Raw genomic sequence first — 18,840 nt, 5'->3', positions numbered from 1 at the left:
GGCGTGGACGAGACAGCTCCGCAGAAGGGCACCGTGACGCAGCGGGCCATGGAGCAGATCAAGGCGATGATCGCGGAGGGCCGCCTCGAGCCCGGCCAGCGGCTGCCCACCGAGCGCGACCTCGCCGTCCAGCTGGGCCTGTCGCGCAGTTCGATGCGCGAGGCGATCCGGGCGCTGACGGTGCTCGGCGTCCTGGAGGCCCGGCACGGCTCCGGGATCTACGTGACCCAGCTGGAGGCCGGCGACCTGCTGGAGACCTTCGGGGTGGTCGCCGATCTGTCCCGGGGCCCGCGTCTGGTGGAGTTGCTGGAGGTGCGCCGCGTCCTGGAGTCCACGGCGACCGCGTTGGCTGCGGCCCGCATCAGCCCCGACCAGCTCGCCGAGGTGGAGAAGCACCTCACGGCGATGAACACGACCGACGACCCCGAGGAGATCCTCGCCCACGACCTCGCCTTCCACCGCGAGATCGCCGCCGCCGCGGGCAACGACACCATGGCGGCCATCCTGGAGGGCCTGTCCTCGCGCACCTTCCGCGCCCGCGTCTGGCGCGGCTACGAGGAGGAGGGTGCCTTCGACCGCACCCGCCGCGAACACGCGGCGATCCACCGCGCCCTGGTCGCCCACGACCCGGAGGCCGCCCGCGCGGCAGCGGCGGCGCACGTCGGCGAGGTGGAGCAGTGGCTGAGGACGCAACTGGGCTCATGAACACGGGAGTTGACGGCTCGTAAGCCCGCGCGACGACAAAGGAGGGGGGTGCCGTCTGCTGCTGGCGGCGCCCCCCTCCCTCGTAGGTGTGCCCCCGGGTCAGCCCCTGGCCAGCCGGAGCGTGACCAGCTCGAAGGGGCGCAGGGACAGCGTGAGACCGGCGCCGTCCCGCTCGGGTGCGGGCGCGTCGGCGAGCGGGCGCTCCAGCAGGTCGGTCACGGTCGCACCGGCGAGCGGGAAACCGGCCGTGAGCGTGGCCCTCGTCCGGGCGCCGTGCGCCTCGTGGAAGCGGACGATCACGTCGCCGCTTCCGTCGTCGGCCAGCTTGACGGCCGTGATCACGACGCCGTCCCGGTCGACGCCCACCAGCGGTGCCACCTCCCGCGCGCCGGTCACCCGGCGCTCGGGCAGGTTGATCCGCCAGCCCTCGCGCACCGCGTCCCCGATGCCCGCGCCCGGCACCAGTGCGTGCCGGAAGCGGTGGACGCCCTGGTCCGTCTCCGGGTCCGGGAAGCGCGGGGCACGCAGCAGGGACGCCCGCACGGTCGTGGTCGTACCGCGGTCGCCGTCGGTGCGTACCGTACGGGTCACGTCGTGGCCGTACGTCGAGTCGTTGACGATCGCCACGCCCCAGCCGGGCTCCTCGACGTGCACGAAGCGGTGGTTGCAGGCCTCGAACTTGGCCGCCTCCCAGGAGGTGTTGGAGTGCGTGGGCCGGTGGAAGTGCCCGAACTGGGTCTCCGACGCGTACCGTTCGGCGTGCACGTCGAGCGGGAAGGCCAGCTTCAGGAATTTCTCCGTCTCGTGCCAGTCCACCTCCGTGTCGAGCACCAGCCGCCGCTCGCCCGGCGGCAGCGACAGCACCTGGGTGACGCGCGAGGCGCCGAAGGACCGTACGACCCGCACGGACGCGCCGTCCTCGCCGCCGCTCACCTCGTCGGCGTCCGTGAGGTCGGTGACCGTGTTGCGGTAGAACTCGTCGACGTCCCAGGCGTCCCACATGTTCGGGAAGTCCGGGTGCAGCTGGAGCAGGCCCGCCACCCGTCCCGGGGCGACGGTCTCCCGGCCGGCCTCGATGTCGTAGGCCGACACGACGAGACCGCGGGCGTCGATCTCGATGCGCAGCAGGCCGTTGTCCAGGACGTGACCGCCGCCCTCGCGCGCGGAGAGCACGGTCCGTCCCTCGACGGCCGGGGTGCCGGCGCCGCCCGCGGGGACGCCGTCGCGGCCGTGGGGGGCCGAGTTGAAGACGAACTCCGTCGATCCCTCCCCGGCCAGGGCGCGTTGGGCGGCTTCGATGATGGCGGTCAGTTCCTCGGCGAGGCGCGCGTAGGTGGCGCGGGCCTCGCGGTGCACCCAGGCGATGGAGGAGCCGGGCAGGATGTCGTGGAACTGGTGCAGCAGCACCGTCTTCCAGATCCGGTCCAACTCCTCGTAAGGGTAGGGGAATCCGGTGCGTACGGCCGCGGTCGCCGCCCACAGTTCGGCCTCGCGCAGCAGGTGTTCGCTGCGGCGGTTGCCCTGCTTCGTACCGGCCTGGCTGGTGAGGGTGGCACGGTGGAGTTCGAGGTACAACTCGCCGACCCAGACGGGGGGTTCGGGGTATTCGGCCTCGGCCTTGGCGAAGAACTGCTCCGGGGTCTCCCACACGACGCTCGCCGAGCCCTCGAGGTCGCGCAGCCTGGCCGCCTTGGCGACCATCTCACGGGTCGTGCCGCCGCCACCGTCGCCATAGCCGGTGGGGGCCAGGGAGTGGCGGGCCACGCCCTTGTCCTTGAAGTTGCGGGCCGCGTGGGCGATCTCGCTGCCCTTCATCGAGCAGTTGTAGGTGTCGACGGGCGGGAAGTGGGTGAAGATCCGGGTGCCGTCGATGCCCTCCCAGTTGAAGGTGTGGTGCGGGAACTTGTTGGTCTGCGACCACGAGATCTTCTGGGTGAGCAGCCGGGTGGAACCGGCCGCGCGGATGATCTGCGGCAGGCCCGCGGCGAAGCCGAAGGTGTCGGGCAGCCATGCCTCGTCGTTCTCGATGCCGAACTCGTCGAGGAAGAACCGCTTGCCGTGCACGAACTGACGGGCCATCGCCTCCGAGCCGGGCATGTTGGTGTCCGACTCCACCCACATGCCGCCGGCCGGCACGAACCGCCCCTCGGCCACCGCCTTCTTCACCCGCGCCCACACCTCGGGCCGGTGCTCCTTCACCCACGCCCACTGCTGGGCCTGCGACATGGCGAAGACGAAGTCCGGCTCGTCCTCCAGCAGGGCGGTCATGTTGGCGGTCGTACGGGCCACCTTGCGCACCGTCTCGCGCAGCGGCCACAGCCATGCCGAGTCGATGTGCGCATGGCCGACGGCGCTGATGCGGTGTGCGGAGGAGACAGCAGGTGCGGACAGGACTTCGATCAGCCGCTCCCGGGCTTCTTGCGCCGTGCCGTTCACGTCCTGGAGGTCGAGCGCGTCGAGGGCCCTCTCCACCGCGCGCACGATGTCGTGGCGGCGCGCCGAGTCCACCGGCAGTTCGGCCAGCAGCTCGCCGAGCACCTCCAGGTCGATCACCAGTTGCCACACCGTCTCGTCGAGGACGGCGAGGTCCATCCGGGCCAGGGTGTACTGCGGTTCGCTGCCCGCGGTCTCCTTGTCACCCAGCTGCGTGGGCAGGAAGGGGTGGTAGTCGAGGATGACGGGGTTGGAGGCGGCCTCGACATGCAGGCGCACCTCCTCCCCGCCCGCGACGGGGGCGCCGATGCGCACCCACTGATTGCGGGGGTTGAGGCCCTTCACCGGGGTGCCGTCGGGCCGGTAGACCAGGCCCTCGCACTGGAAGCCGGGCATGTTCTCGTCGAAGCCGAGGTCGAGGATGGCCTCGACGGTCCGGCCGGCCCAGTCCTCGGGGACGGTGCCGGTGACGCGGAACCAGCTGGTGCCCCAGGGGGCACCCCAGCGGGCGCCCACCTGAATCGGCTCGGGTTCGGCCGCGAGGCCCTCGGCGACCGGGACCGGTTCGCCGGGCGCGTGCCAGACGGCGACCTCCAGCGGGACGGACTCGGGGTACACGGCGGGACGGATGCGTTCGTCGAGGACGCGCTTGAGACGGGCTTCGACCAGGCTGCGGTCGTCATGCATGCGGGGTGCTCCAAGGCCGGGGGGTACGGATTGCGGGTGGTACGCGGTGCGGGTCGCGGTGACGGGGGCCGACGCTGTGTACAGCTCCCCCACGACAGGCGCTTCCAACCGCGCCCGCGACGAGGACGGTGCGTCCGGTGGAGATCACGAAGCGATCCCTCCTGGTGGGGCGGGGGCCACCTGGTCGGCGGAGACGGTCTCGGTGATGCCGCGCGCGGCGAGGTGGTCCTTGTCGTCCGCGCGGGTGTCCAGGACGGTCGTCGGTCGGGCGCCGTCGGCCGTCAGCCGGAAGAAGGCGTCGAAGACGGGGCCGCCGGGGGCGCACAGGGCGCGCCGGGCCGGGTCGGCGGGGACCACGAGGGCGGTGGTGCGGGGCGCGGGCGGGGCGGAGTCGCGGGCGCGGGCCGCCGCGTCCGCGAGGACCCGTGCCGTGTCCTTGGGCCGGCGGTCGTTGGTCAGCAGGCCGAGCCCGTATTCGAGTTCGGGGAAGTCGGCGAGGTCCCGCGAGACGTCGTGGGAGCACCACCAGGTGATGCCCCACAGGTCGGGGCAGTCCAGGGCGCCCTCGACGGTCGCCTCGGTGAAGGCGGCGGCGTGCTCGGGCGGGATCAGGGGTGCGGGCGCGCCGACCTCCTGGAGCCAGACGGGCCGGTGCGGGTCGTCGGCCCATGCCTTGGCGAGTTCGACGAGGTAGGCGGCGTGGTGTCGCGTCGGGACGGCGGTGCGGCCGTGGCGCTGGGCGGTGCCGTTGAAGACCCAGGAGTGCACGGCGGTGACGCTGCCGTGGCGGGCGGCCTGGGCCGGGGTGAAGGGCTGGTCGTCCTGGTACCAGGTCGCGTCGTACTCGGCGTGCAGGTGCAGTTTCCCGGGGGCGCCCTTCTCGCAGGCGGCGAGCATCCGCTCCAGCCAGGCGTCGATCTGCTCACGCGTCGCCCGGTCGGGGTCCGGGTGGGGTCCGGCCGAGAACTGGTTGACCTCGTTGCCGAGCGTCATGCCGAGGAAGTTCGGCCGGTCGGCGAGGGCGGCGGCGAGCGTGCGCAGATAGGCGGCCTGGCCGTCGATGACGTCCGGGTCGGTGAAGAGGTTGCGCCGGTGCCAGGTGCGGGTCCAGGCGGGCAGGAAGTCGAAGCTGCTCAAGTGGCCCTGCAGACCGTCGACGTTGACGTCCAGGCCGCGCTCGGCGGCGGCGTCGACGAGCGCCACCAGCTGCTCGACGGCGCGCGGCCGGATCAGGGTGCGGTTGGGCTGGAAGTACGGCCACAGCGGGAAGACCCGGATGTGGTCGAGGCCGAGGGCGGCGACGGAGTCCAGGTCGGTTCGTACGGAGTCCAGGTCGAAGTCGAGCCAGTGGTGGAACCACCCTTCGCTCGGGGTGTAGTTGACGCCGAAGCGCACGGCAGAAGGCATGCGGTGTCCTGTGTCCTTGAACTCGGGTGCGGCTCTCAGCCCTTGACGGCTCCCTCGCCCACGCCGCGGAAGAAGTACCGCTGCAGACAGGCGAAGAGGGCGATGAGCGGTGCCACGGCGATGACCGTGCCCGCGGCGACGAGCCGTTCGTCGTTGGCGAAGGTGCCGTGCAGATAGTTGAGACCGATGGTCAGCGTGAACTTGGAGGGGTCGCTCAGCACGATGAGCGGCCACAGGAAGTCGTCCCAGGCGCCCATGAACGCGAAGATCGCGACGACGGCGAGGGTTCCCCGCACCGACGGCAGCGCGATGCGCAGGAACCGCTGCCAGACATTGGCGCCGTCGACGTAGGCCGCCTCCTCGATCTCGTAGGGCAGGTTGAGGAAGGCGTTGCGCATCAGCAGCACGTTCATCGCGCCGATGCAGCCGGGCAGGACGACTCCGATGAGGGTGTTGTTGAGGCCGAGTTCCCGCATGGTGGTGAACTGGGCGATGATGATGCCCTCCACCGGCACCAGCATCGCCAGGATGAAGGCGAGCGTGGCGATACGGCGGCCCCGGTAGCGCAGCCGGGCGAGCGCGTAGCCGGCCAGGGCCGAACCCACGCAGTTGGTCACGACGTTGGCGGCGGCGACCTTCAGGGAGTTGAAGGCGTAGTCCCAGACCGGGATGGTGTCGGCGACCCGCTTGTAGTTGTGCAGGGTGGGGTGGCTGGGCAGGAACTTCGGTGGTGAGCTGAAGATGTCCTCGGTGGGGCCCTTGAGCGAGGTGGACAGCTGCCACACGAACGGGCCGACGGTCAGGGCGAGTACGGCCAGCAACAGGACGTAGCGCAGGACGAGTTCCCACACCCGTACGCGGCGGCCGTGCTCGTCGGTGACGCGGGGCTCGCGCGCGACGGGTGCCTCCCGGTCGGGCCGTACCTTCTCGGCGAGGCTCATGTCTCCTCCCTCCGGTCGGCGCGCAGTACGAGCAGCATCAGCGCGACGGTGACGACGAAGACGACGAGGGAGAGGGCGGAGGCGTAGCCGACCCGGCCGGTCAGGCCGGTGCCGGTGCGCTGGACCAGCATCACCAGCGTGGTGTCCTCGCCGGCCGGTCCGCCGCTGGGGCCCGCCATCAGGTACACCTCGGAGAACACCTTGAAGGCGGCGACCGAGGAGAGCGCCCCGACCAGCACCATGGTGGAGCGGACGGCGGGGACGGTGACGGTGAGGAAGCGGCGCACCGCGCCCGCGCCGTCGACGGAGGCGGCCTCGTGGAGTTCACGGGGGACGTTGGCGAGCGCCGCCAGGTAAATGATCATGTAGTAGCCGAGGCCCTTCCACACCGTCACGGCCATCGCGCTCAGCAGAAGCAGCCATTGGTCGCTGAGGAAGCCGACGCGGCCGATGCCGATGGACTCCAACAGCGAGTTGATCAGGCCGCGTTCGTCGAGCAGCCACACCCAGATCAGTCCTACGACGACGATCGAGGCGACCACCGGGGTGTAGAAGGCGGAGCGGAAGAACGTGATGCCGGGGATGTTCTTCTGCACCAGCAGCGCGAGCAGCAGCGGCAGGATCACCAGGGCCGGGACGACCCCGAGGACGTAGAGCGCGCTGTTGCGCAGGCCGATCCAGAACATGTCGTCGTGCAGCAGCTCGCGGAAGTTGGCGAGGCCCACGAACCGGCCGGGGATCAGGGTCCGGCGGTCGGTGAAGGAGTTGATCACCGTGGAGACGAACGGATAGAGGATGAACACGCCGGTGATCAGCAGTCCGGGGGCGGCGAACAGCCAAGGGCTGGTGGGCAGTTGGCGCCGCACCCGGCGCGGGGACGGCGCCCCGGACTTCGGCTTGCCGGAGATCTGCTTCCCGGACACCGTGGACAAGGCCATCTGACGGTTCCTATCCCTGCTGCGCCAGGAGCGTGTTGCACTGCTTGACGGCGTTGTCCAGCGCCGACCTGGGGCTCTCCTTGCCCTGCAGGGCCTTGGCGACCTCGTTGCGCAGCGCCGTCTTCATCTGCTCGCTGAACAGCACGGGCGTGTAGTTGACCGCGGTCTTCAGCGACTTGGCGGCAGCGATCCGCACCCGCGTCTCGTCGGTGCCGTCCTGCTTGGTGAAGTACGGGTCGTCCAGCGAGCCGGCGGTGGACGGGAAGATGGCGACCTTCTTCGCGAACGACATCTGGTGCTCGGCGTCGGTGACGTAGTGCGCGAAGGCCACGGAGGCGGGCGTGTGCTTGGTCTTGGAGTTGACCATCACGCCCATCACGTACATGTTGACGTGGCCGGTGCTGGTGATCTGGTCGGTGATGCCGATGTTCTTGTACAGGTTCGGCGCCTGCTTCTTGAAGTTGCCGAGGTCGAGCGCGCTGCCGGGGTTCATGGCGACGGCCTCGGTGAGGAACTTCTTGCCGGAGGACTCGGGCGTGGCGGTCAGCGCCTGCGGGTCGAGCGCCTTGGCGTCGTACAACTCCTTGTACTTGGTGAGCAGTTGTACGCCCTTGCTGTCGTTGAAGGTGAAGGCGGTGCCCTCCTTGTTCATCAGGGCGACGCCGTAGCGGCCGAAGTCCTCGATGGTGGGGACGTTGGCGAGGGTGGCGACCTTGCCGTCGCTCTTCTTCGCCATCTGCAGGGCGTCGGCGAAGAGTTCGTCGTACGTCCGCGGCGGCGACCCGGCGTCGAGCCCGGCCTGCTTGAACAGGGACTTGTTGTAGAACAACGGCCCGGTGTTGAGGTACCAGGGGAAGGCGTACGTGCCGGTCATGCCCGGTATCTGATGGCTGGCCCAGGCCCCGGCGAGGTACTCCTTCTTGTACTTCGCGGCGGCCTTGTCGAGGTCGAGCGCGAGGCCGGCCTTGGCGAGCGGGGCGACCAGGTCCGGGGAGACGTTGACGACGTCGGGCAGGGTGCCGCCGGCGGCGTCCGCGCTGATCTTGTCGGCGTAGCCCTCGGCGGGCTGGTCGATCCACTTCACATGGGTGCCCGGGTACTTCTTCTCGAAGTCGGCGATCAGACCGTCGAAGTAGGGCTTGAAGTTGGCCTTCAGGTTCCAGGTCTGGAAGGTGATGTCGCCCTCGACCTTGCCGGAGGCGTCGGACGAGCCGCTGTCGTCGTTCCCGGAACCGCAGGCGCTCAGCGGCAGGACGAGTGCGGCGACGGCAGCGGCGGCGAAGGTTCTGCGGGATGTGGGCACGGGGACACGACTCCCTCGAAGGGTCGGTGGCGGTGACGCCAGGGACCATGCCCGCCACCTTCCGGGGAAGTCAATGGATTGACCCCAACTAAAGAAATTCACCTCTCATTAGTACAGGTCAGATCGGTGTGGGCGAGACCTTGCGACAGATCACTAATGCGCTTTACCATCCTCGCACTCAAGCGCATTAGCTACGACAGCAGAGAAAAGGGTGAGCAGGGTGCCGGCCAGGCGTTCCCCGGCCCGGCGGCCGACGATGAAGGACATCGCGCAGCGCGCCGGTGTCTCCGAGAGCGCGGTCTCCTTCGCGCTCAACGGCCGTCCCGGAGTCTCCGAGGTGACCCGCGACCGGGTGCGCAGGGTCGCCGAGCAGCTGGGCTGGCGGCCCAGCACGGCGGCGCGTCAGCTGTCCGGGGAGGGCGCGGCGACGGTCGGCTTCGTGCTGGCCCGGCCCGCGGACACCCTCGGGGTGGACTCCTTCTTCCTCCAGCTCGTCTCGGGGATCCAGGAGGTGCTGGCGGAGCGCCATCTCGGCCTGCTCTTCCAGGTGGTGGAGGACGTCACCGACGAGTGCGCGGTCTACCGCCGCTGGTGGGCCGAGCACCGCGTGGACGGCGTACTCGTGGTGGACCCCCGCACCGACGACCCGCGCCCCGGCCTCCTCGACGAACTCGGACTGCCCGCCGTGGTGATCGGCGGCGCGCCCGACGAACGCCACCCCGGTCTTTCGACGGTCTGGGCGGACGACGCGGGCGCGATGGCCTCGGTCGTGGACGAGCTGTACCGGCTCGGCCACCGGCGCATCGTGCACATCGCCGGACTGCCGGGCCTCGCCCACACCGAACGCCGGGTCCGCACCCTGCGTGCCGAGGCCGAGCGCCGGGGCCTGACCGAGGTCGAGTCGGTGACCACCGACTACTCGGACGCGGAGGGCGCGGCCGTCACCCGCCGGGTCCTGGGGCGCCCCGCTCCCCCGACCGCCCTGATCTACGACAACGACGTGATGGCCGTCGCCGGCATGACCACCGCCGCGGAACTCGGCTTCTCGGTACCGGCCGACGTCTCGGTGGTGGCCTGGGAGGACTCGGCCCTGTGCCGCATGGTCCGGCCGTGGCTCTCGGCCCTGTCCCGCGACAGCGTGGAGTTCGGACGTACGGCGGCCAGGGAACTCACCGCGCTGCTGGACGGGGGTCCGGCGCGCACGGTGCGGGTACCCGTGCCGCAGGTGATCGTGCGAGAGAGTACGGGAGCCGCACGGCGGGCATGAGCCTGCCGTGGTCCCGGCCCGGCAGGCCGGCCGAGCGACGAAGGTGAGAGCATCCGCCCCATGGATCATGCAGAGGGCCGCCGGGCGCACTGGTGGGCGGCGCTGCGCCGGACCCCGGTGTCTGTCTGGAACGACGACGTCACCGACTGGGCCGCCGCGCTGACGTACTACGCGGTCCTGGCCCTGTTCCCGGTGCTGCTGGTGATCCTGTCGATCATCGGTCTGACCGTGCCCACGGCCAAGCCGGAGGTCATCGACCGGATGTCGCAGGCCGCCCCGGTCGCCTCACGCGCCCTGCTGCGCTCCACCCTGCGGCAGCTGTCCGGACAGTCGTCGGCGGCCTGGACGCTGCTCATCCTCGCCGGGTCGGCGGCCCTGTGGTCGGGGTCCAGCTACTTGAGCGTCTTCCGCCGGGCGCTGCACGGCATGCACCGGATCAGCGCGGACCGGCCGGTGTGGCGTACGGCTCCGCGCATCATCGTCACCGCCCTGGTGCTGATCTCCCTGCTGCTCACGTCCACCCTCACGCTTTTCCTCACCGGCAGCCTGGCCCGGCGGCTGAGCAGGGCGTTCGACCTGGGCACCGGGCCCGAGGCCGCATGGGACGCGCTGCGCTGGCCGGTGGTGGCCGCGGTCGCCGTTGCGATGGTGCTCGTCCTGTACCGCTCGGGCCCCGCGGCGTCGCGCCCCGTCGGCCGGATGGCGCCGGGCGGCACCCTGGCGGTGCTGCTGCTGTTGGCCGTCTCGTTCGGGTTCGCCTTCTACACGACCCACATCAGCACCTACCACCGGCTGTACGGCTCGCTGGCAGGCGTCGTGATCTTCCTGATCTGGCTGTGGCTGTCCAACCTGGCGCTGCTGGCGGGCGCCCAGTTCAACGCGGAACTGGCGAGGCCCGCGCCCCGGGACGCGGCGGATGGTCCGGTGCCCGTGGCGGAGTGCACGTAGGCCCCGGTTGCCCGGCCCGTGACGGGCGGGGCAACCGGGGCCCGGGTCGTGCGGGGCTCAGGTGGTGCTGAGCATGCCTTCGCGCAGGCCGGCCAGCAGGCGGGACAGCAGCCGGGAGACATGCATCTGGGAGACGCCGAGACGCTCGCCGATCTCCGCCTGGGTCAGCTCCTCGACGAAGCGCCAGTGGATGATCTTCCGCTCGCGCTCGTCGAGTTCGGCGATCATCGGTGCCAGGGCGTGGAAGTCCTCGACCAGGCCGAGGGCCGCGTCCTCGTCGCCGATGAAGTCCGCCAGCGCGGCCTCGCCGTCCTCGCTGCCGTTGATCGCCGCGTCCAGGGACGCCGACCGGTAGCCGTTGGAGGCGAGCTGGGCCTCGACGACCTCGTTCTCCGGCAGGCTCATCAGCTCGGAGAGTTCCTTGGTGGTCGGCACGCGACCCAGGCGGCTGCGCAGTTCGTCGGCGGCGCGGGCCAGCTGGACCCGGGCCTCCTGCAGCCGGCGCGGCACGTGCACGGCCCAGGTGGTGTCGCGGAAGAACCGCTTGATCTCACCGACGATGTAGGGAACGGCGAAGGAGGTGAACTCGACCTCGCGGGACAGCTCGAACCGGTCGATGGCCTTGATCAGACCGATCATGCCGACCTGGACGATGTCCTCCATCTCCTCCGGCCCCCGGCTGCGGAAGCGGCCGGCCGCGAAGCGGACCAGGGACATGTTCATCTCGATCAGCGTGTTGCGCGCGTACTGGTATTCGGGGGTGCCTTCCTCCAGCACCTCCAGCTGGTCGAAGAACAGCTTCGACAGCTCCCGCGCGTCCTTGGGCGCGACCTTGGAGGGGTCGGCGATCTCCGGCACGTCCGTCGTCTGCTCCGCAGTCTTCGCGGCCGTTGCCGTCATCGTGAACCCCTCCAGATTGATCAGCGTCGTCTGTGCCGGTCTTTCGCCCGGCCTGCACCCGGATACCCCGGTTGCCGACCACCATTCCTCGAATCTGCAGAATCCGTGAAACCCGCTCGAAGCGGGCGCTCCCGCACACCGCCGATGCGTCCGCCTCAGTAGCGGGCGGTGCTCTCGAGCAGCGGCGGATACACGGCGCTGGTCTGTCCGTCCACGGTGGCGCCCGCGTACTTGAGCATCGGGCCCACACTGTGGTTGAGGTCGTGGGGAAAGTTCAGTATAGGCGCGGATACGGCATCCAGAGCCGCCCTCTGCTCCGAAGTGAGCTGTACCTCAAGGCCGGCGAGGTTGGACTCCAGGTGCTCCAGGGTGCGCGGGCCGATGAGGGTGGAGCTGACGCCGGGGCGGTTCTGCACCCAGGACAGGGCGACGGCCGCGGGGCTCGCGCCGATCTCCTCGGCGACGGAGGCGAGCGCCTCGATCACCGTGAACTGGGCCTCGCTGGGCCGGCCGAGGACGACGGACCGCTTGGTGTCGGTGGGTCCGGTCTGGTCGCGGCGGTACTTGCCGGACAGGAAGCCGCTCTTGAGGGGGCTCCAGGGCAGCACGCCCATCCCGGCGTCCTGTGCGAGCGGGATCAGCTCGCCCTCGATGGTGCGCTCCAGCAGGGAGTACTCCATCTGCAGGGCGGTCACGGGGGTCCAGCCGCGCAGCAGGGCCGTGGTGTGTGCCTTGGCGGTGAACCAGGCGGGGGTGTCGGAGAAGCCGACGTAGCGGATCCTGCCCGCGGTGACGAGGTCGTCCAGGGTGCGCAGGGTCTCCTCGAGAGGGGTCGACCAGTCGTAGTTGTGCAGCCAGTACAGGTCGACGTAGTCGGTGCGCAGCCGTCGCAGCGAGTCCTCCAGCTGGCCGATGATCGCCTTGCGGCTCGCGCCGCCGCCGTTGGGGTCGCCGAGGTGGAGGTTGCCGAAGAACTTGGTGGCCAGCACCAGGCGGTCGCGCACGCCGGGGCGGGCGGCGAGGAAGTCGCCGAGGATCGCCTCGGAATGGCCGTTGGTGTAGAAGTTCGCGGTGTCGACGAAGTTGCCGCCGTGGTCGAGGTAGGTCTGAAGGATCTTCTCGGACTCCTCGACGCCGCAGCCGAAGCCGCCGTCCTCGCCGAAGTTCATCGCGCCCAGGCAGAAGGGGCTGACCTTGAGGCCGCTGCGGCCGAGTCCGACGTAAGAGTCGAGTGCCATGAAATGCTCCGTGGGAGATTCGTGGAAGCAGGGACTCTTCGAGGAAACCAGGCTGAGCAGGGCAGTTGTTAGTGCGATCCCGTCGCCCTCTTGCACGATCCTGTCGAAGTCGCCCGGGCCGGTCCGCGATCGGCATTGCGCGAGGACCGTCCGCGGTCTTCAATCGAGGGGTGTCCCTGGATGAACTGCGCACCCTGATCGCCCGGCACGTGGACCGGCCCACCGCCGCGGTCGACGGGCTGATGCTGTCCGCCGAGCACCGGCCGACGCCGCCGCGCGCCGGGGTCGCCGACCCGGTGCTCGCGCTCGTAGCCCAGGGCGCGAAGCGGATCGTCCTGGGCGAACGCGTCTACGACTACCGCGCCGGGCAGTACCTGGTCGTGCCGCTGGACCTGCCGGTCACCGGCCATGTCACCGAGGCGAGCCCAAAGCGGCCCGAACTCGGCGCCGGGCTCGCCCTCAGGCCCGCCGCGATCGCCTCGCTGCTCCTGGAGACGGACGCCGCCCCGGCCGGCCGGACCCCCTCCCCCGCCCTGGCGGTGAGCGACGCCGGCGCCGACCTGGTGGACGCCTTCGTGCGCATGATCCGCCTCCTCGACCGCCCCGCCGACATCCCGGTGCTGGCCCCGATGCTCGAACGGGAGATCCTCTGGCGGCTGATCAACGGCGAACAGGGCGCGCTGGTACGGCAGATCGGCCTGGCGGACAGCCGCCTCACCCAGATCGGCCGGGCGCTGCGCTGGATCCGCGACCACTACACCGACGTACTGCGCGTGGAGGACCTGGCCCGTATGTGCGGGATGAGCCTGTCGCCCTTCCACCGCCACTTCCGCGCGCTGACCTCGATGACACCGGTCCAGTACCAGAAGCAGATCCGGCTGCAGGAGGCCCGGCTGCGGCTGATGAGCAGCACGGAGGACGTCGCGACCGTGGGCTTCGCGGTCGGTTACGACAGCGCCTCGCAGTTCAGCCGCGAGTACCGCCGCCACTTCGGTCTGCCCCCGGGCCGGGACGCGGCACGCCTGCGCACCGAGCCGCCTCGGCGGGCGGGCGCCGCGGTGCAGGTGACATGAGCCGGGGTCAGAGCCTGAACAGCGCCCAGACGACCTTGCCGCCGTCCGCGCGCGGGTTCCAGCCCCAGCTGTCGCTCAGGGCCGAGACGACCTGCAACCCCCGCCCGGACTCGGCGAGTTCCTCCGCGTCCACGGGGACCGGGACCTGGTCGCTCTCGTCGGTGACCCCGCACACGGCGCAGGACCAGCGGTCCCAGTAGGCGAGCCAGAGCGCGGGCTGCAACTCCTCCTCGCCGGGCGAGCGGCCGTAGCGCAGGGCGTTGCTCAGCAGTTCCGACACGGTGACAGCGATGTCGTCGACGTGTTCGAGGGCGGCCCGCTCGGCGAGGGTCGTCCTGATGAAGTCGCGGGCGATGTGGGCGGATTGGGGAAGCGGCGGCACGACGAGCACCGAACAGCGGGCGGGGCCGTGGCCGTCGTCGGAGGGCGGGGCCAGGGGAAAGCTGATCCCGGGTCCGGGCCGGCCGATGTGGTCCACGGCGCGGCACAGCCACTGCCAAGTCGCCTCGATACGTGGGGGGTCTGCCGGTTCTGCGACTTGCTCTGCGGACATCGCGACCCCTGGTACCCCTGCGGAGAGAACAACCGAGCGCTACACCTGTGCGAAGTATCGTGCTACGCCCGTCAGTCCGGGCGCAAGTGCATCGGCAATTACCGCTGCAATTGCAGACGATCTTGCGAGGGGCGCGAGGCGGGCGCTATCGTCCCGGGCACAACCCGTGGATGCAATTGAGGATGCAATTGCAGAGCCGGTATCGCGACTTCATCTCAAAGAGGCTTCCAGATGCAGCACGTGAGCAACGGCATACCTGCCACCGAGCTGAGAGGAGCGGTCTGGCGCAAGAGCCATCACAGCAACCCCGAAGGCAACTGCGTCGAACTCGCCGCACTTCCGGACGGCAGCGTCGCCGTACGCAACTCCCGCCACCCCGAAGGTCCGGCCCTCGTCTACACCCGTGCCGAGATCTCCGCCTTCGTCCGCGGTGTGAAGGACGGCGACTTCGACGGCCTACTCCCCGGTCGTTGAGGTCTTGCGCACCCGCGGACGGCCGGAAGGCGCCGGTCAACGGTCGGCGCCTTCCGGCCACTTCACGCACCGCAGCCGTCCGACGCCACGGTGCTACTCTCCTTGGGTGAGTCCCGAACACATGCACACGCAGCCGGTGCGGCGGCCGAGGGGATCACCATGACGGCACTTCAACCGGACCCGATCGCCCAGGGCCCCGACGTTCTCAGCCTCCGGCGCGGCGGTCCGACGGTGCAGCGCATCATGCTGGGCACCCGGCTGCGCCGCCTGCGTGAGTCCCTCAACATCAGCCGGGACAGGGCCGCTTCGGCCATACGCGCCTCGGACGCCAAGCTCTGCCGGATGGAGCTGGGCCGCGTGGGCTTCAAGCACCGCGACGTCGCCGACCTGCTCACGCTCTACGGTGTCCAGGAGCCCGACGTACGCCAGGAGTATCTGGACTCGGTGCAGCGGGCCAACGAACCCGGCTGGTGGCGGGCGTACGGCGATGCCTTCCCGAACTGGTTCGAGCAGCATCTGGGCCTGGAGGAGGCCGCCTCCCTGATCCGGACGTACGAAGTCCAGTTCATCCCGGGCCTGTTGCAGACCCCCGCCTACGCCGAGGCCGTCATCCGGCTCGGCCATCCCATCAGCTCGCCTGAGGCGATCAAGCGCCGTGTCGAGCTGCGGATGACCCGCCAGGAGCTGCTGACCAGGCCGGGCGCGCCGAAGCTGTGGGTCGTGGTGGACGAGGCCGCGCTGCGCCGTCCGCTCGGCGGCGCCGCCGTGATGCGGGACCAGCTGAAGCACCTCATCGCCATCGCCGCGCTGCAGAACGTCACGCTCCAGGTGCTGCCCTTCCACGTCGGCGGTCACGCGGCGGCCGGCGGCCCGGTCACCGTGCTGCGCTTCCCCGTGCCGGACCTGCCCGACGTCGTGTATCTGGAGCAGCTCTCCAGCGCCCTGTACCTGGACAAGCCCGAGGAGGTCGACCACTATCTCGCGGTCATGGACCGCCTCAGCCTGGTGGCCTCGCCCGCGGTCGACTCGGTGGCCTTCCTGGAGCAGGTCCTCGCGCAGAGCTGAGCCGGCCGCGTCACGAAACCGCCCCGTCCGGCGGCTATCGTGCCGCGAATGACACCCCCGATCACCGTCACGCTCAGCGACGCGGACTTCGCCGTCCCCATCGAGGACCGCTACTTCGAGGACTACGTCCCGGGCGCGGTCTACGTCTACGGCAGCGTCACCATGAGGGAGGAGGACATCCTCCGCTTCGCCCGCGAGTTCGACCCGCAGGGCATCCACACGGATCAGCAGACCGCGCTGCACGGCCCCTACCAGGGCCTGATCGCCAGCGGCTGGCACACCTGCGCCGTCATGATGCGAATGTACGCCGACCACTACATCAGCAAGGTGGGCGGCCTGGCCTCCCCCGGCGTCGACGAACTGCGCTGGGTACGGCCGGTCCGGCCGGGCGACAGCCTGTCGCTGCGCACGACCGTCCGCGAGAGCCGTGTCTCACGGTCCAGGCCGGACCGCGGGCTCGTCCACACCGGGATCGAGGTCCTCAACCAGCACGGCGAGGCCGTCCTGACCATGACCGCGGTGAATTTCCTGCTGCTGCGGAACGCCGCCGGGTCATCCGCGTCTGCCGGGTACCCGTAAGCCGCACAGCGCACAGGCGGCACGGGCGGAGAAGGGAGCCGGCGGATGCACGCTCTCGTCGACTGGCTGGCCGGCCTGTCCGGACCCGTGGTCTACCTGGTGGTCGTGGCCCTGGTGTTCGCCGAGGACGCGCTGTTCTTCGGGTTCGTGCTGCCGGGCGAGACCGCGGTGATCGTCGGCGGCGTCCTGGCCCGGCGGGGCACCGTCGACCTGGTCTGGCTGATGATCGCCGTCGTCCTCGCGGCCGTCGCCGGGGACAGCGTCGGGTACGAGCTCGGCCGCCGCCTCGGACCGCCGCTCATGGCCAGCCGCCCCCTGCGGCGGCGCGCCGAGCGGGTGGACAGGGCCCGCGCCCTGCTGCGCAGACGAGGTCCGGCCGCGGTCTTCCTGGGCCGGTTCGTCGCCCTCTTCCGCTCCCTCGTACCGGCCCTCGCGGGCGCCTCGCGCATGCGCTACCGCCGCTTCCTGCTCTACAACGCGCTGGGCGCCCTGATCTGGGGAGTCGGCAACGCTCTGATCGGCTATGCCGCGGGGGCCGCCTACGAACGCGTCGAGGGCGTGGTCGGCCGGACCATCGCCCTCGTCACGGCCGCACTGGTCGTCGTGGCCCTGGTCGTCTGGCGGGTGCGCCGGCACCGCCGCTCCCGCGATTGAGGAACGCTGCCGTGCCCGGGAGCGTCCCCATTCCGGCCAGGCGGCCACCGGAGCGCCGCCCCCTCCGTCGACCGCCTGGTGATTGCCTGGTGAGCGCCAGGCCCCTCGTACCCCTCAGACCGCCGACCGGTACAACGCGAACCGCTTCAGCCGCACGGCCCCCCGCGCCCCGGTGACCCGCACACGCCACCGCCGGGCCCGGACGGGCGCGGCCAGGAGCAGGATGCGGCTCGCGCCGACCGTCCCGGCGCGGCTCACCTCCCTCCAGGCGCCGCCGCGGTACGCCTCGATCACGAGGCTCTCGATCTGCTGGCCGTGCCGGATGTCCTCCGCCAGCCGGATGCGGTCCACCTCCCGCTCGGTGCCCAGATCGACCGTCCGCGCCCGGGACGAGCCGGTGACCCGTGCCCGGCGTGCCAGGTCCTCGGGCAGCTCGTGCTCGATGCGCTCACGGAACTCGCGCAGCCGCGTGACGTCCGTGTCGTGCAGCCGGCCGTCCGTGTCCGGCGGGACGTTGAGCAGCAGCACCGAGTTGCGGCCGACGGAGCCGAAGTAGATCTCCGTCAACGCGTCCACGCTCTTGGGCAGTTGGTCGGCGTGGTAGAACCAGCCGTCGCGGATGGACACGTCGCACTCGGCGGGCCACCACTGCAGGTAGTCCGTCGTGGGCTGCGCCTCGACGAGCGCGGCGCGGCTGCCCTCGTCGGGGGTGTCGTAGGACAGTGCCCAGTCGGTGCGGCCGTACTGGTTCTCCTTGACCGGGACGACGCTCCACTCGTCCTCGCGTGCCAGCCCGCCCTCGTTGCCGACCCAGCGCAGATCGGGTCCGGTGACGGCGATCGCCGCGTCGGGGGCGAGGGCGCGGACCAGGGAGTACCAGCTGTCCCAGTCGTAGTCCTCGACCTTGCCCGGTGGGATGCGGCCCTGGGCCCCGTCGAACCAGACCTCGTCCACGGGCCCGTACTCGGTGAGCACTTCGTACAGGGTGTTGAGCATGTGGGCGCCGTAGTCGGTCGCTTCGAGCGTGAAGGTTCGGCCGGGCGTACGGTCGTCGCCCTCGACCGGGGTCGGGATCGTGCGCTCGGTGCGGGCGCTGCCGTTGGCGTACACCCCGTGCAGGTACTGGTTCTCGTCGGCGGGCGAGATGTAGACGCCGACCTTGATGCCGTGGCGGCGCATGGAGCCGGCGAAGGAGCGCAGCACGTCGCCGTGGCCGCTCTGCCAACTGCTCGATGCGACCGTGTGGTTGGTGTAGCGGGAGGGGTAGAGGACGAAGCCGTCGTGGTGCTTGACGGTGAGGATGGCGAGCCGGAAGCCGCCGTCGCGCAGGGCGCGGGCCCACTGGTCGGTGTCGAGGCGGGTGGGCTGGAAGACGTCGGGGTCCTCGTCGCCGGTGCCCCACTCCAGACCGGTGAAGGTGTTCACGCCGAAGTGCAGGAACGCGGTCCGTTCGAGGGCCTGCCAGGCCGTCTGCCGTTCGGTGGGCCGGACTTGGGATGCCTTGCGGACCAGGTCGTCCGGGGTGTCGTCGGGGCCGACGGGGATGCGGTAGCGGGATGCGGCCGAGCGCGGTGCCGCCTCGGCGGGCAGCGCGGGCAGGCCGGTGGCGGCGAGCGCGGCGGCCGAGGTGACGAAGAGGCGTCTTGAGAGGGCCATGTGAGCGGACTCCTCGGGG

17 protein-coding genes are annotated in these 18,840 nt (G+C 70.7%); 8 read left to right on the top strand and 9 right to left on the bottom strand.

Going from position 1 to position 18,840, the window contains the following annotated elements:
- Nucleotides 1–3: 3 nt before the first annotated feature.
- The gene (locus JYK17_RS03200; RefSeq protein WP_222809719.1) at nucleotides 4–705 is read left to right on the top strand and encodes a FadR/GntR family transcriptional regulator; all 702 of its coding nucleotides are present in this window, start codon (nucleotides 4–6) and stop codon (nucleotides 703–705) included.
- 99 nt (nucleotides 706–804) lie between these two features.
- Here the strand turns inward: JYK17_RS03200 and JYK17_RS03195 are convergent, their stop codons facing one another.
- The 5 genes from JYK17_RS03195 to JYK17_RS03175 form a co-directional block, all read right to left on the bottom strand.
- Nucleotides 805–3,825: an alpha-mannosidase gene (locus tag JYK17_RS03195; RefSeq protein ID WP_222809718.1), complete on the bottom strand. Its 3,021-nt coding sequence runs from the start codon at nucleotides 3,823–3,825 to the stop codon at nucleotides 805–807.
- A 144-nt stretch (nucleotides 3,826–3,969) separates the two neighbouring features.
- The gene (locus JYK17_RS03190) at nucleotides 3,970–5,232 is read right to left on the bottom strand and encodes a glycoside hydrolase 5 family protein (protein WP_222809717.1); all 1,263 of its coding nucleotides are present in this window, start codon (nucleotides 5,230–5,232) and stop codon (nucleotides 3,970–3,972) included.
- Between the two features lie 35 nt (nucleotides 5,233–5,267).
- Nucleotides 5,268–6,173 (bottom strand): carbohydrate ABC transporter permease, encoded by a 906-nt coding sequence (locus JYK17_RS03185; RefSeq protein ID WP_108012256.1) that lies wholly within the window; start codon nucleotides 6,171–6,173, stop codon nucleotides 5,268–5,270.
- A complete protein-coding gene (locus JYK17_RS03180) occupies nucleotides 6,170–7,111 on the bottom strand; it encodes a carbohydrate ABC transporter permease (RefSeq protein WP_222809716.1) in 942 nt (313 codons plus the stop codon). The genes JYK17_RS03185 and JYK17_RS03180 overlap by 4 nt, the downstream gene beginning before the upstream one ends.
- A gap of 10 nt (nucleotides 7,112–7,121) precedes the next feature.
- Complete coding sequence (locus JYK17_RS03175; RefSeq protein ID WP_222809715.1) at nucleotides 7,122–8,414, bottom strand: ABC transporter substrate-binding protein; 1,293 nt, start codon at nucleotides 8,412–8,414, stop codon at nucleotides 7,122–7,124.
- A 220-nt stretch (nucleotides 8,415–8,634) separates the two neighbouring features.
- Between JYK17_RS03175 and JYK17_RS03170 the strand changes: the two genes are divergently transcribed.
- Nucleotides 8,635–9,681 (top strand): LacI family DNA-binding transcriptional regulator, encoded by a 1,047-nt coding sequence (locus JYK17_RS03170; RefSeq protein ID WP_108012254.1) that lies wholly within the window; start codon nucleotides 8,635–8,637, stop codon nucleotides 9,679–9,681.
- 60 nt (nucleotides 9,682–9,741) lie between these two features.
- On the top strand, nucleotides 9,742–10,629 hold the full coding sequence (locus JYK17_RS03165) for a YihY/virulence factor BrkB family protein (protein WP_128801238.1): 888 nt from the start codon (nucleotides 9,742–9,744) through the stop codon (nucleotides 10,627–10,629).
- 57 nt (nucleotides 10,630–10,686) lie between these two features.
- Here JYK17_RS03165 and JYK17_RS03160 read toward each other — a convergent pair whose 3' ends face one another.
- Nucleotides 10,687–11,529 carry an RNA polymerase sigma factor SigF gene (locus JYK17_RS03160; RefSeq protein WP_128801239.1) on the bottom strand — a complete coding sequence of 281 codons (843 nt, stop codon included), beginning with the start codon at nucleotides 11,527–11,529 and terminating at the stop codon, nucleotides 10,687–10,689.
- Nucleotides 11,530–11,684: 155 nt separating this feature from the next.
- The gene (locus JYK17_RS03155; protein ID WP_128801240.1) at nucleotides 11,685–12,767 is read right to left on the bottom strand and encodes an aldo/keto reductase; all 1,083 of its coding nucleotides are present in this window, start codon (nucleotides 12,765–12,767) and stop codon (nucleotides 11,685–11,687) included.
- A 170-nt stretch (nucleotides 12,768–12,937) separates the two neighbouring features.
- Between JYK17_RS03155 and JYK17_RS03150 the strand changes: the two genes are divergently transcribed.
- Nucleotides 12,938–13,840 (top strand): AraC family transcriptional regulator, encoded by a 903-nt coding sequence (locus tag JYK17_RS03150; RefSeq protein WP_108012250.1) that lies wholly within the window; start codon nucleotides 12,938–12,940, stop codon nucleotides 13,838–13,840.
- Nucleotides 13,841–13,847: 7 nt separating this feature from the next.
- Here JYK17_RS03150 and JYK17_RS03145 read toward each other — a convergent pair whose 3' ends face one another.
- Entirely contained in the window at nucleotides 13,848–14,393 is a 546-nt protein-coding gene (locus JYK17_RS03145; protein WP_108012249.1) for an ATP-binding protein, read from the bottom strand.
- A gap of 231 nt (nucleotides 14,394–14,624) precedes the next feature.
- Here JYK17_RS03145 and JYK17_RS03140 point away from each other — a divergent pair, with 231 nt between their 5' ends.
- The 4 genes from JYK17_RS03140 to JYK17_RS03125 all read left to right on the top strand — a co-directional run bounded on the left by JYK17_RS03140 (nucleotide 14,625) and on the right by JYK17_RS03125 (nucleotide 17,165).
- Complete coding sequence (locus JYK17_RS03140; RefSeq protein WP_108012248.1) at nucleotides 14,625–14,867, top strand: DUF397 domain-containing protein; 243 nt, start codon at nucleotides 14,625–14,627, stop codon at nucleotides 14,865–14,867.
- A gap of 159 nt (nucleotides 14,868–15,026) precedes the next feature.
- The gene (locus tag JYK17_RS03135) at nucleotides 15,027–15,932 is read left to right on the top strand and encodes a Sco1979 family transcriptional regulator (protein WP_222809714.1); all 906 of its coding nucleotides are present in this window, start codon (nucleotides 15,027–15,029) and stop codon (nucleotides 15,930–15,932) included.
- A gap of 48 nt (nucleotides 15,933–15,980) precedes the next feature.
- Nucleotides 15,981–16,511, top strand: a complete 531-nt coding sequence (locus JYK17_RS03130; protein ID WP_222809713.1) for a MaoC family dehydratase — start codon at nucleotides 15,981–15,983, stop codon at nucleotides 16,509–16,511.
- 45 nt (nucleotides 16,512–16,556) lie between these two features.
- Nucleotides 16,557–17,165 carry a DedA family protein gene (locus JYK17_RS03125; protein WP_222809712.1) on the top strand — a complete coding sequence of 203 codons (609 nt, stop codon included), beginning with the start codon at nucleotides 16,557–16,559 and terminating at the stop codon, nucleotides 17,163–17,165.
- A gap of 114 nt (nucleotides 17,166–17,279) precedes the next feature.
- Here JYK17_RS03125 and JYK17_RS03120 read toward each other — a convergent pair whose 3' ends face one another.
- Nucleotides 17,280–18,821, bottom strand: coding sequence for an alpha-L-fucosidase (locus JYK17_RS03120; protein WP_108012245.1), 1,542 nt, complete (start codon nucleotides 18,819–18,821; stop codon nucleotides 17,280–17,282).
- Nucleotides 18,822–18,840 lie beyond the last annotated feature (19 nt).

This window comes from Streptomyces plumbidurans, assembly GCF_019857225.1.
GTDB classification, from domain to species: domain Bacteria; phylum Actinomycetota; class Actinomycetes; order Streptomycetales; family Streptomycetaceae; genus Streptomyces; species Streptomyces plumbidurans.
This window is presented reverse-complemented; position numbering and strand designations above follow the sequence as displayed.

What these genes read in the sequence shown, in the direction of transcription:
- JYK17_RS03180 (WP_222809716.1), bottom strand. Translation starts at nt 7,111, where the DNA reads ATGGCCTTGTCCACGGTGTCCGGGAAGCAGATCTCCGGCAAGCCGAAG.
- JYK17_RS03120 (WP_108012245.1), bottom strand. Translation starts at nt 18,821, where the DNA reads ATGGCCCTCTCAAGACGCCTCTTCGTCACCTCGGCCGCCGCGCTCGCC.
- JYK17_RS03160 (WP_128801239.1), bottom strand. Translation starts at nt 11,529, where the DNA reads ATGACGGCAACGGCCGCGAAGACTGCGGAGCAGACGACGGACGTGCCG.
- JYK17_RS03125 (WP_222809712.1), top strand. Translation starts at nt 16,557, where the DNA reads ATGCACGCTCTCGTCGACTGGCTGGCCGGCCTGTCCGGACCCGTGGTC.
- JYK17_RS03190 (WP_222809717.1), bottom strand. Translation starts at nt 5,232, where the DNA reads ATGCCTTCTGCCGTGCGCTTCGGCGTCAACTACACCCCGAGCGAAGGG.
- JYK17_RS03185 (WP_108012256.1), bottom strand. Translation starts at nt 6,173, where the DNA reads ATGAGCCTCGCCGAGAAGGTACGGCCCGACCGGGAGGCACCCGTCGCG.
- JYK17_RS03145 (WP_108012249.1), bottom strand. Translation starts at nt 14,393, where the DNA reads ATGTCCGCAGAGCAAGTCGCAGAACCGGCAGACCCCCCACGTATCGAG.
- JYK17_RS03165 (WP_128801238.1), top strand. Translation starts at nt 9,742, where the DNA reads ATGGATCATGCAGAGGGCCGCCGGGCGCACTGGTGGGCGGCGCTGCGC.
- JYK17_RS03155 (WP_128801240.1), bottom strand. Translation starts at nt 12,767, where the DNA reads ATGGCACTCGACTCTTACGTCGGACTCGGCCGCAGCGGCCTCAAGGTC.
- JYK17_RS03130 (WP_222809713.1), top strand. Translation starts at nt 15,981, where the DNA reads ATGACACCCCCGATCACCGTCACGCTCAGCGACGCGGACTTCGCCGTC.
- JYK17_RS03140 (WP_108012248.1), top strand. Translation starts at nt 14,625, where the DNA reads ATGCAGCACGTGAGCAACGGCATACCTGCCACCGAGCTGAGAGGAGCG.
- JYK17_RS03135 (WP_222809714.1), top strand. Translation starts at nt 15,027, where the DNA reads ATGACGGCACTTCAACCGGACCCGATCGCCCAGGGCCCCGACGTTCTC.
- JYK17_RS03195 (WP_222809718.1), bottom strand. Translation starts at nt 3,825, where the DNA reads ATGCATGACGACCGCAGCCTGGTCGAAGCCCGTCTCAAGCGCGTCCTC.